This window comes from Ruegeria lacuscaerulensis, from assembly GCF_013034685.1.
In the GTDB taxonomy this organism is placed as follows: domain Bacteria; phylum Pseudomonadota; class Alphaproteobacteria; order Rhodobacterales; family Rhodobacteraceae; genus Ruegeria; species Ruegeria lacuscaerulensis_B.
Genome location: NZ_WQGO01000001.1, coordinates 716,804 through 731,622 on the forward strand (window position 1 = coordinate 716,804; position 14,819 = coordinate 731,622).

15 protein-coding genes are annotated in these 14,819 nt (G+C 55.7%); 14 read left to right on the forward strand and 1 reads right to left on the reverse strand.

Annotated elements, in window-relative coordinates; all coding sequences use genetic code 11:
• Positions 1-67 precede the first annotated feature (67 nt).
• Both GOV80_RS03550 and GOV80_RS03555 read left to right on the forward strand, forming a co-directional pair.
• Complete coding sequence (locus GOV80_RS03550; protein WP_170782869.1) at positions 68-772, forward strand: CoA transferase subunit A; 705 nt, start codon at positions 68-70, stop codon at positions 770-772.
• Positions 772-1,398, forward strand: coding sequence for a CoA transferase subunit B (locus GOV80_RS03555; protein ID WP_170782870.1), 627 nt, complete (start codon positions 772-774; stop codon positions 1,396-1,398). Before GOV80_RS03550 ends, GOV80_RS03555 begins: the two co-directional genes overlap by 1 nt.
• Before the next feature lie 40 nt (positions 1,399-1,438).
• On the opposite strand, the gene GOV80_RS03560 is transcribed toward GOV80_RS03555, so the two are convergent.
• Positions 1,439-2,299 carry a lytic transglycosylase domain-containing protein gene (locus GOV80_RS03560; protein ID WP_170782871.1) on the reverse strand — a complete coding sequence of 287 codons (861 nt, stop codon included), beginning with the start codon at positions 2,297-2,299 and terminating at the stop codon, positions 1,439-1,441.
• Positions 2,300-2,651: 352 nt separating this feature from the next.
• Here GOV80_RS03560 and GOV80_RS03565 point away from each other — a divergent pair, with 352 nt between their 5' ends.
• The 12 genes from GOV80_RS03565 (at position 2,652) to GOV80_RS03620 (ending at position 14,780) form a co-directional block, all read left to right on the forward strand.
• Positions 2,652-2,864, forward strand: a complete 213-nt coding sequence (locus GOV80_RS03565) for a Flp family type IVb pilin (RefSeq protein WP_170769986.1) — start codon at positions 2,652-2,654, stop codon at positions 2,862-2,864.
• A gap of 458 nt (positions 2,865-3,322) precedes the next feature.
• Positions 3,323-4,204: a Flp pilus assembly protein CpaB gene (gene cpaB, locus GOV80_RS03570; RefSeq protein ID WP_170782872.1), complete on the forward strand. Its 882-nt coding sequence runs from the start codon at positions 3,323-3,325 to the stop codon at positions 4,202-4,204.
• A gap of 190 nt (positions 4,205-4,394) precedes the next feature.
• The gene (locus GOV80_RS03575) at positions 4,395-5,801 is read left to right on the forward strand and encodes a type II and III secretion system protein family protein (protein WP_170782873.1); all 1,407 of its coding nucleotides are present in this window, start codon (positions 4,395-4,397) and stop codon (positions 5,799-5,801) included.
• 16 nt (positions 5,802-5,817) lie between these two features.
• Entirely contained in the window at positions 5,818-6,453 is a 636-nt protein-coding gene (locus GOV80_RS03580) for an OmpA family protein (protein ID WP_170782874.1), read from the forward strand.
• A gap of 201 nt (positions 6,454-6,654) precedes the next feature.
• Positions 6,655-7,890 carry a CpaE/TadZ family protein gene (locus GOV80_RS03585; RefSeq protein ID WP_170769982.1) on the forward strand — a complete coding sequence of 412 codons (1,236 nt, stop codon included), beginning with the start codon at positions 6,655-6,657 and terminating at the stop codon, positions 7,888-7,890.
• Positions 7,891-7,914: 24 nt separating this feature from the next.
• Positions 7,915-9,357 carry a TadA family conjugal transfer-associated ATPase gene (locus tag GOV80_RS03590; RefSeq protein WP_170769981.1) on the forward strand — a complete coding sequence of 481 codons (1,443 nt, stop codon included), beginning with the start codon at positions 7,915-7,917 and terminating at the stop codon, positions 9,355-9,357.
• Between the two features lie 12 nt (positions 9,358-9,369).
• Positions 9,370-10,338 carry a type II secretion system F family protein gene (locus GOV80_RS03595; RefSeq protein ID WP_170769980.1) on the forward strand — a complete coding sequence of 323 codons (969 nt, stop codon included), beginning with the start codon at positions 9,370-9,372 and terminating at the stop codon, positions 10,336-10,338.
• A 10-nt stretch (positions 10,339-10,348) separates the two neighbouring features.
• On the forward strand, positions 10,349-11,335 hold the full coding sequence (locus GOV80_RS03600; RefSeq protein ID WP_170769979.1) for a type II secretion system F family protein: 987 nt from the start codon (positions 10,349-10,351) through the stop codon (positions 11,333-11,335).
• Positions 11,336-11,385: 50 nt separating this feature from the next.
• Positions 11,386-11,943: a tetratricopeptide repeat protein gene (locus tag GOV80_RS03605; protein ID WP_237215609.1), complete on the forward strand. Its 558-nt coding sequence runs from the start codon at positions 11,386-11,388 to the stop codon at positions 11,941-11,943.
• 11 nt (positions 11,944-11,954) lie between these two features.
• Entirely contained in the window at positions 11,955-12,806 is an 852-nt protein-coding gene (locus GOV80_RS03610; RefSeq protein WP_170782875.1) for a tetratricopeptide repeat protein, read from the forward strand.
• 3 nt (positions 12,807-12,809) lie between these two features.
• Positions 12,810-13,355 (forward strand): prepilin peptidase, encoded by a 546-nt coding sequence (locus GOV80_RS03615; RefSeq protein WP_170769977.1) that lies wholly within the window; start codon positions 12,810-12,812, stop codon positions 13,353-13,355.
• Between the two features lie 117 nt (positions 13,356-13,472).
• Positions 13,473-14,780 carry an ATPase gene (locus GOV80_RS03620; protein ID WP_170769976.1) on the forward strand — a complete coding sequence of 436 codons (1,308 nt, stop codon included), beginning with the start codon at positions 13,473-13,475 and terminating at the stop codon, positions 14,778-14,780.
• Positions 14,781-14,819 lie beyond the last annotated feature (39 nt).

A 14,819-nucleotide genomic window follows, 5' to 3' on the forward strand; every position in this document is an offset into this window, starting at 1 on the left:
TTCGTTGACTTCCCCGTGACGTGGCGGCACAACCTGCCCATCACCATGTCATTGGGGGAGTTTTTTCATGAAAAAAGTCTATGCAAACGCGGCCGAGGCGCTGGACGGGCTGCTGCATGACGACATGTTCATCGCTGCAGGCGGATTTGGCCTCTGCGGTATTCCGGAACTGTTGCTTGAGGCCATCAAGGAGGCAGGTACGCAGAACCTGACCTTTGCATCGAACAACGCAGGCGTCGATGATTTCGGCATCGGCATTCTGTTGCAGACCAAGCAGGTCAAGAAGATGATCAGCTCGTATGTTGGCGAAAACGCCGAATTCATGCGTCAGTACCTGGCCGGCGAACTCGAGCTAGAGTTCAACCCGCAAGGTACTCTTGCCGAACGTATGCGCGCCGGTGGCGCAGGTATCCCCGGTTTCTATACCAAGACCGGCGTGGGCACCGTGATCGCCGAAGGTAAAGAGCACAAGGACTTCAACGGCGAGACTTACATAATGGAGGAAGGCATTTTTGCCGACCTCGCGATCGTCAAAGCGTGGAAGGCCGACGACACCGGCAATCTGGTGTTCCGTAAGACTGCCCGGAACTTCAACGTGCCCGCTGCGACCTGCGGCAAGGTCTGCGTGGCCGAGGTTGAGGAAATCGTGCCTCGTGGCTCGCTGGACCCCGACGCGATCCACCTGCCCGGCATCTATGTGCATCGCATTATTCAAGGCAGCCACGAAAAGCGCATCGAACAGCGCACCACCCGCAAGAAGGAGGACGCATAATGCCCTGGGACCGCAATCAAATGGCCGCCCGCGCAGCGCAAGAGTTGGAAGACGGCATGTATGTGAACCTCGGCATCGGTATTCCGACGCTGGTGGCGAATTATGTGGGCGACAAGGACATCACTCTGCAATCCGAGAACGGAATGCTGGGCATGGGCCCCTTCCCTTTCGAGGGCGAGGAAGACCCCGACCTGATCAACGCGGGCAAGCAAACGATTACCGAGCTATCTCGTACGTCCTATTTCGACAGTGCCACGTCCTTTGGCATGATCCGGGGCGGCAAGATCGCCGCCGCTGTTCTGGGCGCGATGGAAGTCGATGAAGAAGGCGATCTGGCCAACTGGATGATCCCCGGCGTGCTGGTCAAAGGCATGGGCGGTGCGATGGATCTGGTGGCAGGTGTGGGCCGCGTGATCGTAGTGATGGATCACACCAACAAGCACGGCAAATCAAAGTTGCTGAAGAAATGCACCCTGCCTTTAACAGGCAAAAAAGTGGTGAACCGCATCATCACCAATCTGGGTGTGATGGACGTGGTCGACGGCGGCCTCAAGATCGTCGAGATCGCCGAGGGCGTGACCGAGGACGAGATTCGTGCCGCCACCGAGGCCAATATCGTCAACTGAGAATCCAATGAAAAGGCCCGCTGGTTCAAGCGGGCCTATTTCAATTCAGCGTCTGAAACACGCAGCCGTCGGAAATGAATTGGGGTGGCGTGGAACAAAGCGCGCGGGCCACCTGAAACGCCGCTAGCACCTTGGGCACATAGTCCCGAGTCTCGGAAAACGGTGGCACCCCGGCATGTTTGCGCACCGACCCCTCGCCTGCGTTGTAGCCCGCCAGCACCAGAATCGGGTCGTTGTCGAACTCGTTCATCAGCCAGTCCAGATATTTCACACCACCCGAGATGTTCTGGCCGGGGTGAAAACTGTCCTCGACGCCAAAGCGCCTGGCCGTGGCAGGCATAAGCTGCATCAACCCCTGTGCACCTGCTGAACTGACCGCGTCAGACCGGCCAGCCGATTCCACAGAGATCACAGCCAAAACCAATGCTGGGGACACATTAGTGCCCACGGTCTGCCGCAGGATCTCAATCCCTTGCTGCTGTGCAATGGTCTGAAGGGTCTGCAGCCGAGGGGAGGCCACGTTGATTGCGATCAGCGCATTCATCGCATCTTCCAACCGGCCAGCCCGGGCCTGCGCCAATTCAGGAGATATCTTGTCCCAGAAGGCTTTGTAGGACCCAACCGGTTTGTCCGATCCGCCCGGCAAGGCCGGAGGTGCGACGCGGGTACGAGCGATTACCTCCGGCACCTCAATCTCTGCCCCGGTACTGGGCGCGGACGGAGCCGCCGCATGTTCCTGAGGTGTTATCTGCACGGTCACGCGTGGGCGCGTCCCCGGCTTTGGCGCTTTGACACGTTTATAGACACCTCTTGGCTCTTGCGTCTGCGCAAGCGCTTGAACAGGAGCCAATATCGTCGCAACCGCCAAGCTGACGCTCAGCATTACATTCCGGAGATTCATTTTGCCCGCCTCACGGATTTCTTTTGGCTGATATGAACCCGGAATCGACGGCTAAGGCCATAAAAACAACGTGAATTGGGGCAGATTCGCCTCATTTGCCGCAATTTTGCATCGCAGATTTCACATCCTTGAGCAAAAGAGAATATTTTAATTGTTTATTTTCAGTGTCTTATCGTGAAAGTTATCAAAAAGTTAAACTTAAGCGAAAAAATTTGGGGTTTGGCCCAATTCCTGCCACGCCTGCCCGTCAAACATAATGCCATACCGAGACGGTCGGGAGCGGACTGAGAGAGAAAGCTCTGGAAGACGCCGAGGTTTACTTAACTATTTTGATCCTTAGGAGGGACGTAACATGATCAAGTTCATCAAGAACTTCTGCAAAGACGAAGACGGCGCCGTAACAGTTGACTGGGTCGTTCTGACCGCAGCTATCGTTGGCCTGGCCGCAGTTGCTTACACTCAGATCGGCGACGGCACCGCGACTGTTTCGCGCAACGTCGGTACCGCACTTGGCACGGTTGACACTCCGTCCGACATCAACACTTCGTTTGGTACTACTCCGTAATACCACTCCTGTTGAAAACAAATTCGGTGGGGTCATGCTTAGTTAGGCTTGGCCCCATTTTTTTTAAGCGTCCTTGCCATGGTGCCACATGCTAAAAAGACTTAAACAGTTTTTGGATTGCGAAAATGGAGCAGTCACGGTCGACTGGGTTGTTTTGACCGCCGCGATTGTTGGATTCGCTTCTTTCATCGGCCTTTACATAGCGGAACCAGTAAAAGACTTGGACGCCAGAAACGGCGCCGCGGTCTCGTCTGTAGTTGTGCATGAAATAGACCTGGATTTTTCGGACAGCCCAGATTCTTAAGTTCAGTGTAGGCTTGAGTAAGCTCTGCACAAAAAAATGCAAAAACTATCGGGATTGTCCCTCTTTTCGACACAATTGACCGATACCCAAGGTCGAGCATGGCCGAAATCCAATCGGCGATTAAACGACAACAAAATGATACGAGGGGACACGAATGCGTGCAGTATTTGGACTAGTCCTGATTATAGGGGTGGCTTTGGCCGGTGGCGCTGTTTACTTGGCGCGGGACTATATCGCCCAGACTCAGGCAGAAGTGGAGCGACAGAAACGAGCGGCGGAAGAGGCTTTGGCGAATGTCAAATCCGTGCCGACTGTTGACGTTTTGGTATCAACACGCGCCCTGAAATATGGTGAGCGCATCGCCCAGGAAGATGTGCGCGTCGTGAAATGGCCCGAAGATGCGATTCCCGAAGGCACTTTTTCCGAAATGGCAGCATTTTTTCCAGAAGCGGCAAAGGGCGACCGTTTTGTCCTGAGGACAATGGAAAAAGATGAAGCTTTGATGGCCGTCAAAGTGACGGAGCCGGGCGAAGCAGCAGGTCTGACCTCGCGCCTTGCCAAAGGGATGCGTGCGTTCGCAATCCGTGTCGACGTGGCCTCGGGGGTTTCGGGCTTCCTACGCCCCAGCGACAAGGTCGACGTGTATTGGACCGGCTCTCTTAGCGGTGCGATTGCCGGCAACAACGGCGAAATCACTCGTCTGATCCAGACAAATATCGAGTTGATTGCAGTCGACCAAACCGCCGGATCAGATCTGGCTGGCGCAACGATCGCGCGTACTGTTACTGTTGCGGCTACACCTGAACAGATTGCCGCCCTAGCGCAAGCGCAGAACACAGGCCGTTTGTCATTGGCTCTGGTTGGCGTACAAGATGAGACGGTCGCAAGCGCCGTCGAGGTTGACCAACGCAAGTTGTTGGGAATCAAAGAGACCGCTCCTGCGGCACCTGCAGCCGTCGAAGAAGTCTGCACGATTAAGACCCGTCGCGGCGCCGAAATCTTTGATACCGGAATCGTGACACCCTGCACAAACTAGCGCCAAATCAGCGCTTTAGGATGACAGGCCGCGCCTCTGCGCGGCTTGTTTCATTTTGGATGTTGCGAATTGTCCACATAAGGAAAATTCCAGAAACCCTTGATTATTGCAATAAATTCGTAATTCGCGCAGGGTTAATAGGCATAAGGTGCTAAACCTAAAACGAGGCGTGATCGGAGAGGCAGGTCACATGAAAATATATTCTTGGATCAGCGCAACCCTGCTGGGGTTGACGCTTGTTATCAGTTCAATCGGTGAGACCGCCTGGGCTGAAAGTCTTCGCGTGGTAAAGAAGGGAACAGCGGAAACGCTGGATGTCCCGATGAACCGCGCCATTGTTGTTGAGAGTGAGCAGCCGTTTGCCGAGCTCAGCATTGCCAACGCTGGCATCGCTGATATTTCGTCGCTTTCGGATCGCACGATCTATGTATTGGGTAAAGCCCCCGGTCTGACCACTCTGACATTGTTCGACGGTGCAGGTAACTTGCTTGCGAATGTTCGGGTCCGGGTTTCGCCGGATGTATCGGAGTTCAAAGAGCGTCTGCGTCAGATCCTTCCCAATGAGCGGATTGAAGTACGAACTGCCAATGACGGGATCGTATTGTCCGGGACAGTATCCAGTTCCGGCAAACTGGCCCGCGCATTGGAGTTGGCCGAGCGCTACGCGCCCGAACGTGTGTCCAACCTGATGTCGGTCGGTGGTGTTCAACAAGTGATGCTGAAAGTTCGCTTTGCCGAGATGAACCGGTCGGTTGCCAAAAGCCTGACCGCGTCGCTGGGCTTTGCCGGGACTGACACATCAGGTGGTTTCAACACGTTGAACAACCTTCCGGCTCTGACGAATGCGTTGAACAATAACATTCCAGTCGTTCAGACGAATACCGGCGCAATCCTCTTTGGATTTGGCGCAGGGTCTACTCAGGTTCGCCTGCTGCTTGAAGCGTTGGAATCCAAAGGCCTGGCCCGCAGCCTGGCAGAACCGAATCTCTCGGCCCTGTCCGGTCAGGAAGCCACCTTCCTTGCCGGTGGTGAGGTCCCGATTCCTGTGCCACAGGACGATGGCGTCATCGCGATCGAATATCGCGCCTTCGGCGTAGAGATGGACTTTATCCCCCGCGTTCTGGATGACGGCATTATTAATCTTGAAATGGCGGCCTCTGTGTCGGCCATTGACGGAAACTCGGACTTCACAATCCAGGGTGACAATGTTCCCACCTTCATCGTTCGCCAAACCAGCACAACTGTTGAACTGCGCGATGGTGAGAGCTTCGCAATCGCTGGGCTGATTCAGGATGACTTTACCGACATCAACAGCCAGGTTCCCTGGATCGGCGATGTGCCGGTTTTGGGTGCCCTGTTCCGCAGCGCGGAATACCAGCGTGCGCAAAGTGAGTTGGTCATCATTGTGACGGCACACCTGGTGTCGCCCACACGTGGCGAAGCTTTGGCATTGCCGACAGATCGGGTCAAACCACCCAGCGAATTTGATCTGTTTATCAATGGCCGTGTCGCACGAACCGAACCCGCCGGAGCCGGCGCGGCTTCTGAGGTCGCCAAGCAGGACTTCGGTAGCTCTTACGGCTACGTCCTGGATTGATAGGAGGATAGGACCAATGCAAAAGTGGATAATCGCACTGGGTCTTTCGGTCTCTGTCACCGCGTGTACGCGAGAGGCCGGATATGAAATTGACCAAGGCGCATTCGGAAATGCGACACTGCACAACACGCGTGTCCTGAACGGCGACCTGAGCTACGCTCAGATTCTGGGTCAGAGATTCGCCGCCGAGGTGCCGACGCAGATCAACTTTGCCTTCGACAGCGCACAGCTGGATGAATCGGCACGGCGGATTCTGTTGCGGCAAGCGGCTTGGATCAAACAATTCCCAGAAGCGCGCTTCCGGGTTTACGGTCACACCGACGCGGTCGGCTCTCAGGCTTACAACCAAGCCTTGGGTCAACGCCGGGCAAACGCAGCAGTGGCATTCCTGACTCAACAGGGCATTTCACGCTCCCGTCTTGAGGCTGTTGTATCCTTCGGCAAAACGCGTCCGTTAATCGACACGCCGAACAGGGACCGCCGCAACCGCCGGACCGTGACAGAGGTTTCCGGCTTTGTGGACGGTAACCCGCTGATTCTGGACGGTAAATACGCCGAAGTGATCTACCGCGAATATGTCGGAAGCGCGACGTATGAAAGCCAGTTGCGCGCTGAAACGAACCTCGGTGACACCTCCGACGGCGGCGAATAAAACAATAAACTTGAATTGGGCGACATCGTCGCCCAATTCCCTACAATTGGTTCTTTTGCGCCTAAATCTTGCCTAAGTTCCAAGCCACATTTTCAACAATTGGGTGAAGTCGGCCGTAAAAGGTCGCAGCAGGGCAACAGCCAGCCTGATCGAACGATTGCGTTCGCCGGGATGGCTGCCCTCATGATGAGGATTGGGTTAATGACAAGCGCAACGACGCAAGATGATAACACCGCCATTCTGGCCTGCACGATCAGCAGAGATGTCCAGAATTTCGACTTGCTCATCGAAGATATGGAAGCCGCTCTGGGTGAGCGCTGGGGCGATCTGGGATTTGCGGAAGCACTTGCTTTCTTTGGACAGCCCGAGGCGGACAACCTGGAATTCGTCGCATTGGCCATTGACGGCGAAGACGAGGACAACCTGACCCAGATGGGCGAGATCATCTCGCGCGCTAAAGAAAAGAAAATCAAAGTCGTCCTTATTGCCGAAGATGTGACTCCGGCATCGCTGCATCAGTTGCTGCGCAAGGGCGCGGACGAATTTGTTCCCTACCCTCTTCCCGAAGGCGAACTGCAAGAAGCAATCGCGCGCATGAATCAGCCTGACCCCGTTGTTGTCGCACAACAAGCTGCGGTTCAGCTGACGCAGGGCGAGTCGAAAGAAGGTGCTTTGTTCGTTGTGCATGGGCTGGCTGGCGGCGTCGGATCGACGACAATGGCCGTCAACCTTGCCTGGGAATTGGCAACCGCATCGGACAAGGAAACCCCGAAGGTCTGCCTGTTGGATCTGGATTTGCAGTTCGGCACCGTGTCGACCTATCTGGACCTGCCGCGTCGCGAAACGGTGTTCGAGATGCTGTCAGACACGGATTCGATGGATGACGATGTCTTCTCGCAAGCGCTGCAAAGCTACGAAGACAAGATGCAGGTTCTGACGGCCCCTTCGGACATGGTGCCGCTGGATCTGATCACTCCCGAAGACATCCAGCGCGTGATTGATACCGCGCGCAAGCACTTTGACTATGTGATCGTCGATATGCCGAGTACGCTGGTGCAGTGGTCGGAAACCGTTCTTCAGGCCGCGCATGTGTATTTCGCCCTGATCGAGCTGGATATGCGCTCGGCCCAAAACGCTCTGCGCCTCAAGCGCGCGTTGCAGGCCGAGGAACTGCCCTTCAACAAGCTACGGTTTGCCCTGAACCGGGCCCCGAAATTCACTGATCTAAACGGTAAAAGCCGCGTGAAACGTATGGGCGAAAGCCTGGGTATTTCGATTGATCTGCAACTGCCCGACGGCGGCAAGCCGGTGATGCAAAGCGGCGATCACGGTCTACCGCTGGCCAATTCGGCAGCAAAGAACCCATTGCGCAAGGAAATCGCAAAACTGGCAAAGTCACTTCACACCCTTGGCAGCAGCAGCGCCGAGGCCGCGTAACATCATCCCAAAGGGGGATCCGACGTGTTTTCAAGATACAAGAAACAGCCCGCCGGACAGCCGGTCGAAGCAATCAAGGCGCAAGCCGCGACACCTGCCCCGGCGCCGGAAAAAGCAGCTTCGGCGACTGCGGTCGCGCGGCGTCCGCTCAAGAAAAAAACCGCCGAGCCGGTCGCAAGTGACAAGGAACGCAAGCGTAAGGAGCGGTTGGGCGAGATCAAGATCGAGTTGCATCGTGAACTGCTTGAGAACCTGAACCTGGCGGCCCTTGAGAATGCGGGCGAAGCCGAACTGCGGGCCGAGATCAGCTCGATCGCCAGCGAGGTTCTGGAAGACAAGAACATCGTGCTCAACCGCGATGACCGTTCGCAACTGAACAAAGAACTATATGACGAAGTCACCGGGCTTGGGCCGCTGGAAACGTTGCTTCAGGACGATACCGTAAACGATATTCTGGTAAACGGCCCGCAACAGATTTTCGTGGAACGTCATGGTAAGCTGGAAATCAGCGACATCACGTTCAAAGATGAAAAGCACCTGATGCGGATCATCGACAAGATCGTGTCCGCCGTGGGTCGTCGTGTGGATGAATCCAACCCGTATGTTGACGCCCGTCTGGCCGATGGTTCGCGTTTCAACGCTATGGTGCCGCCAATTGCGGTGGATGGCTCGCTTGTGTCCATTCGTAAGTTCAAAAAGGACAAGCTGGGCATTGACGACCTAGTCAATTTCGGCGCGTTCACCGAAGAAATGGCGGCCTATTTGCAAGCCGCCGTGTCGACCCGGCTGAACGTGATCGTCTCGGGAGGTACCGGTTCGGGTAAAACGACCACGCTGAACGCCCTGTCCAGCTTTATCGATGACGCCGAGCGTATCCTGACAATCGAGGATACGGCGGAACTTCAGCTGCAACAGACCCATGTGGGCCGGATGGAAAGCCGCCCGCCCAACGTTGAAGGCAAAGGCGAAGTCAGCCCGCGCGACTGTCTGAAAAACGCCCTGCGTATGCGCCCTGACCGCATCATCGTGGGCGAGACGCGTGGCGCCGAGGTGATCGACATGTTGCAGGCCATGAACACAGGCCACGATGGGTCCATGACTACGATCCACGCCAACTCGGCCCGTGACGGGATTTCGCGTCTGGAAAACATGATTGCGATGGCCGGGATCGAAATGCCGATCAAGGCGGTCCGCAGCCAGATCTCAAGCGCTGTGAACCTGATCGTGCAAGCCAGCCGCTTGCAGGATGGCTCGCGCCGAATGACCTCGATCACCGAGATCACAGGTATGGAAGGTGACGTCATATCGATGCAAGAAATATTTAGATTTCAACGTGTTGGATTGACGCCTGAGAACAAAATCATCGGTCATTTCACCGCCACCGGTGTACGTAGCCACTATTCGGAACGGTTCCGTCTGTGGGGCTTTGACCTGCCTCCGGCGATCTATGAACCGACGACAATGTAAGGAGTTCCAATCATGCAACTGCCGGTCGAGGCCCTTATTTACGTCGTCATTTTCGTCGCCGTATTGGCACTGGTCGAAGGGATCTATCTGGTCGCCTTCGGCAAATCCATCAGCTTAAACAGCCGCGTCAATCGACGTCTGGACATGCTCGATAAAGGTGTCGGGCGCGAACAGGTTCTGGAACAGCTGCGCAAGGAAATGCAGCAGCACATGAAATCCCAGAGCATCCCGCTCTATTCGCTTCTGGCCGACAAGGCGCAGAAGGCGGCGATTGCGTTTTCGCCGCGGCAACTGATCATGATCATGGTCCTGGTGTCGGGCTTTGCCTTCATGGGGTTGAGCATCGGAACCGCGACAGATGTGGTCCTGCGTATTGCGCTCTCAATCGCTATCGGCGTTGGCGGTGTGTATGCATGGGTGAATCACAAGGCCGGCAAGCGCATGGCCATGCTGGAAGAACAATTGCCGGATGCTGTGGAATTGATGGTGCGTTCGCTTCGGGTCGGTAACCCGTTCGTATCCACCATCCAGATTGTGGCGAACGAGGTTCAGGATCCACTTGCAACCGAGTTTGGCGTGATTGCGGACGAATGTGCCTATGGCCGCGACGTGGGCGAGGCCCTGAAGGATCTGGCCGAGCGGCTCGACATGCAGGATCTGCGCTTTCTGTCCGTTGCCGTCGGCATTCAGCAACAATCCGGGGGTAACCTGGCCGAGGTTCTTGCTGGTTTGGCGCTTGTCATTCGATCGCGGTTCCGTCTGTTCCGTCGTGTAAAAGCCATCACGGCCGAGGCGAAATGGTCCGGTAAGTTCCTGTCCGGCTTCCCCGTCTTTTGCCTGGTCTTCATTCTGGTGAAAGACCCTGGATACTATGACGAGGTTCTGGACCATCCCTGGTTTATCCCGGCATGCTTCTTTGTTGGCATCATGCTCACGGTGAACCTGATCGTCATGCGCATTCTCACAAACATTAAGGTCTGAGGAGGACCCCATGGAATTCCTGACCCATATCAACAACTTGATCACAGAACATCTCGGCGAATTCGGCCCGTTGATCATCGTGGGCGCGCTGGGGGTACTAATGATCCTTGTCGCCATTCCGTTGATGATGAATCAGCGTGAAGATCCGCTGAAAAAGTTGCAGCGTTCGCAAGCGGCACCGAAGAAGAGCAAGAAGGACAAGCGCGACAAACTGCGCACCGCAGGCCGCAACGAACAGCTTGAAAAATTTTCGAGCTTTCTGGAGCCGAAAAATGAAGAAGAACTCTCTGCAATGCAGCTCAAACTGCGTCAGGCGGGGTATCAGTCCAAGGACGCCGTTCGCTTCTTCCACTTTGCGCAATTCGCTCTGGGCATCGTCGGCCTACTGATCGGTATGTCATTGGTAACCGTTTTTGCCGGAGACCAGGAGTTCACCTCGCAACAGATGATCATTCGCGTTTTGATCCCTGCGGCCGCTCTCTACTTCCTGCCCCGCTATTGGATCACCAGACGCGTCGCCGAGCGGCAGGGTGCCATTGAAGCCGGCTTCCCTGACACGTTGGACTTGATGCTGGTTTGTGTTGAGGCCGGCCAATCATTGGACCAGGCCATCGTCCGGGTCGCGTCCGAAATGAAAGCCTCCTACCCTGACATCGCGCAGGAGTTCGAGGTCGTCGCCTACGAGCTGAAGGCTGGTAAGGACAAAGACACCGTTTTGCGTGACTTTGGGACGCGGTGCGGGGTGCAGGATGTCAACTCGTTCGTGACTGTGATGATCCAGTCAGCCACTTTCGGGACGTCGATCGCAGACGCCCTGCGGGTTTATGCCAGCGAAATGCGTGACAAACGTGTTATGCGGGCCGAAGAGGCCGCTAACAAGTTGCCAACCAAAATGACACTTGCCACAATGATTTTGACGGTGCCGCCGTTGCTGGTCATTTTGGTCGGTCCTTCGGCAAAAGCTATCTCGGATTTCGCAAACACTGGCAGTGGTTAAAAAAACCGATGAAAAACACAAACAGGGGCGTCTCAAACAGGGTGCGCCGCATGCTGCAGGCCATCATGGTTTTTACCATGGTGGCCTCTTGCACGGAAACGACACAGAGTGACAACCTCACCCCGCCTAGCTTTGATCCGGATGGCGAGGCCGAGGATCCGTTGGTGGTCGCCAATCGCCTGCTGGTATCGGGTGAATATGATCTTGCCTTGGATTCCTTTGCCCGTGCCGCTCTGGATCAGGGTATGACCTCCGAAATCCTGACCGGTATGGGCACTGCAAATCTGGGTCTGAAGCAGTTGAAGCCGGCTGAAACCCTGTTGCGCCGCGCGGTCGAGGAGGACCCTGAATGGTCCGTTGCCTGGAACAATCTGGGCGTTTTGTTGATCGAAAAAGGCGAATATCCTGAGGCCGCTCAGGTCTTTCGGCGCGCCTTCGCGTTGGACAATGGCGAAAGTGACGCAATTCTGGACAATCTGCGCTTAGCTCTCGCAAAAATGGAAAATCCTGTTAATACTACTCGAGAAGAACAAGAATACACACTGGAGCAGCAAGGCGACGGGCAATTCACGCTGCGCAAGCTCCCGGAACCAGAGCCAGAGCAGTAAGGGACGCAAAAATGCGCCAACAATTCTTGATTCCGTCGATGGTTTTGTGTGGGCTGATCCTGTCGGCCTGCGAAAAAGAAACCGAAGAGGAAAAGGTCGAAAAGACGTTTCAGGAAGTAAACGTCATCGACGAGACCAATTTGAACGATGTTCTGCTGACCGCCGCAGACCCGAACGAGGCCGTGACCTATTTCCAGGGCGCAGCCGCAAAGAACCCTGGTCGGATTGATTTGCAGCGCGGTCTGGCCATTTCACTGTCTCGCGCGAAGCGCACCACCGAGGCGAAGGCCGCTTGGAAAAAGGTCACCACCATGAAAGGGTCCGGCAACGTGGACCGTGTGGAGTATGCGGACGCGCTGGTCCGGTCGGGCGATTGGAATCAGGCCAAGACGGTGCTGGACGGTATTTCGCCAACCTATGAGACATTCAAACGGTATCGCCTCGAGGCGGTTGTCGCGGATTCTCAAAAAGATTGGAACCGCGCGGACCATTTTTATGAAACAGCTGTCGGTTTGACGACCCGTCCCGGAAGCGTGATGAACAATTGGGGCTACTCCAAACTGTCACGCGGCGATTACGAAGACGCCGAGCGTCTGTTCGCTGAAGCAATTCGTCAGGACCGGACGCTCTTTACCGCCAAGAACAATCTGGTTCTGGCGCGCGCGGCTCAGGGAAACTATGCGATGCCGGTTGTTCCGATGACGCAGGTTGAACGCGCTATGCTGTTGAACACAATGGGGATTTCCGCAGTCAAACAAGGCGATGTTGCCACTGCGAAGAACCTGTTCCGCGAAGCGATTTCCACCCACCCGCAGCACTACGAGGAAGCGGTTCGTTCGCTCCGTGCGCTCGAGGAAGCCTGATTGATGCACATCCCCGCAGAGGCCGCGGCTTGGTTTTTGCCGTTCGTCCTGCCGATCTGTTTTTATGTCGCTTTCACTGACATGCGCGAGATGCTGATCAAGAACCACGCTGTGGTAGCGTTGTTTGGCGTCTTTGTGGTGATCGGTCTGTTTCTACTGCCTCCTTGGTCAATGGAGTGGACGCAGGGGCGGCTGGGGCCAATTGCGATTTCCCTTCCACCTTATATCTGGCAACTTCTGCACGCGCTCGTCTTTCTGGTTTTGGGCATCCTGTTTAATGTCGCCGGGGTCATGGGCGCGGGGGACGCCAAGTTCATCGCGGCGGCTTCTCCGTTTGTGTGGACCGCCGATTTTCGCGCGGTGATCCTGATTTTGATGGCAACTACATTGGCGGCATTTGCCACGCATCGGTTGGCCAAGGCGACCCCCTTAAGGGCCATCGCGCCCGAATGGGAAAGCTGGAACAGGGGCAAGCAATTTCCCATGGGATTTGCGCTTGGCGGTAGCCTCGCCCTTTATCTGATACTGGGAACTGTTTACGGCTCGTAAACTATCATTAACCCGCCTTGTCGATGCCTTGGTACTGCCACAAAGCAAGGCCAGTTTTTCTACCAAGCGGCCCCGTGGGGGCTTCTGGCGTGAATACTGGATAGACGGGCGACGCTCATGAATATGCAGACAACCTCGGTCATGGCCCCTCCTGCCCCCAAAGGGCTGGGTGAAATGCGGCTTCCGATCGTGATGATGCGGGACATTCTGTTGAAAACGATGTTCCGCAAGAACGTAGACACCGTTTCGGAAGTGGCCGAAGCGATTTGCCTGCCCGGTGCGGTAACACAGGAATTGATCGATATCTCACGCGAACAAAAATTACTTGAGGCGACAGGTACGCTGAACGCCAATAGCGGCAATGAGATGGGTTACCAGTTGACCGATGCCGGTAAGGCGCGGGCGCTGGATGCGCTTAGCCAGTCGGAATACTTTGGCGCGATGCCGGTTCCGCTGGACGTGTACCGCGAACAGGTCAAGCGCCAGTCGATCCGCAATATTCAGGTGACACGCGATCAGCTAACCGGTGCTATGGGCCATCTGGTTCTGCCCGACAGCCTGTTGGATCACCTTGGACCTGCGGTCAGCGCGGGTCGCTCGATCCTGATGTATGGACCGCCGGGCAATGGTAAATCCTCGATTTCGAACGGGATTCGCGATGCGTTGGGGGACAGTGTCTATGTTCCGCGCGCAATCGAATATGCCGGTCAGGTGATCACCGTTTATGACCCGATCGTACACACGGCGATCGAACAAGAGGCTGACGACCCCAACAGCCTTCGCCGCCGCAAACGGTTCGACACCCGCTACGTGCAGTGCGAGCGCCCGACCGTCGTGACCGGTGGTGAACTGTCGCTGAGCATGCTGGACTTGGTCTACAACCCCACCGCACGGACCTATCAGGCCCCGCTGCAGCTGAAATCGACCGGCGGCATCTTTATCGTGGACGACCTTGGCCGTCAGGCCGAGCCACCCCAGGCACTGATCAACCGCTGGATTGTTCCGCTGGAAGAAAGCAAGGATATCCTAGGTCTGCAATCGGGCGAGAAGTTTGAGGTGCCTTTTGACACGCTGGTGATCTTTTCGACCAACTTCCACCCGAATGAGATTTTCGACCAAGCGGCTCTGCGCCGGATCTTCTTTAAGATCAAGATCGACGGCCCGAACCAGGAAAACTTCCTGAAAATCTTCGCCATGGTCGCCCGCAAACGCGGCATGCCGCTGGATGAAGCTGCTTTGGTACATTTGTTGAAGGTCAAATACCCAACCATCAACAATATCTACGCCAATTATCAACCGATCTTCCTGATCGACCAGATGATCTCGATCTGCGAATTCGAAGGCATCCCCTATCAGATGAGCCCCGACCTGATCGACCGCGCCTGGGCCAACATGTTCGTCAAAGAAGAAAAGATCGTTCACTAACCCCTGCCATTCTGACGCCGGGCGGGCCATCATACGGCC

Bases quoted from the DNA above. Each gene is read 5' to 3' on its own strand.
- GOV80_RS03615 (WP_170769977.1), top strand. From the start codon at position 12,810: ATGCACATCCCCGCAGAGGCCGCGGCTTGGTTTTTGCCGTTCGTCCTG.
- GOV80_RS03580 (WP_170782874.1), top strand. From the start codon at position 5,818: ATGCAAAAGTGGATAATCGCACTGGGTCTTTCGGTCTCTGTCACCGCG.
- GOV80_RS03575 (WP_170782873.1), top strand. From the start codon at position 4,395: ATGAAAATATATTCTTGGATCAGCGCAACCCTGCTGGGGTTGACGCTT.
- GOV80_RS03600 (WP_170769979.1), top strand. From the start codon at position 10,349: ATGGAATTCCTGACCCATATCAACAACTTGATCACAGAACATCTCGGC.
- GOV80_RS03585 (WP_170769982.1), top strand. From the start codon at position 6,655: ATGACAAGCGCAACGACGCAAGATGATAACACCGCCATTCTGGCCTGC.
- GOV80_RS03605 (WP_237215609.1), top strand. From the start codon at position 11,386: ATGCTGCAGGCCATCATGGTTTTTACCATGGTGGCCTCTTGCACGGAA.
- GOV80_RS03620 (WP_170769976.1), top strand. From the start codon at position 13,473: ATGAATATGCAGACAACCTCGGTCATGGCCCCTCCTGCCCCCAAAGGG.
- GOV80_RS03555 (WP_170782870.1), top strand. From the start codon at position 772: ATGCCCTGGGACCGCAATCAAATGGCCGCCCGCGCAGCGCAAGAGTTG.
- GOV80_RS03610 (WP_170782875.1), top strand. From the start codon at position 11,955: ATGCGCCAACAATTCTTGATTCCGTCGATGGTTTTGTGTGGGCTGATC.
- GOV80_RS03550 (WP_170782869.1), top strand. From the start codon at position 68: ATGAAAAAAGTCTATGCAAACGCGGCCGAGGCGCTGGACGGGCTGCTG.
- GOV80_RS03595 (WP_170769980.1), top strand. From the start codon at position 9,370: ATGCAACTGCCGGTCGAGGCCCTTATTTACGTCGTCATTTTCGTCGCC.
- GOV80_RS03565 (WP_170769986.1), top strand. From the start codon at position 2,652: ATGATCAAGTTCATCAAGAACTTCTGCAAAGACGAAGACGGCGCCGTA.
- GOV80_RS03560 (WP_170782871.1), bottom strand. From the start codon at position 2,299: ATGAATCTCCGGAATGTAATGCTGAGCGTCAGCTTGGCGGTTGCGACG.
- cpaB (WP_170782872.1), top strand. From the start codon at position 3,323: ATGCGTGCAGTATTTGGACTAGTCCTGATTATAGGGGTGGCTTTGGCC.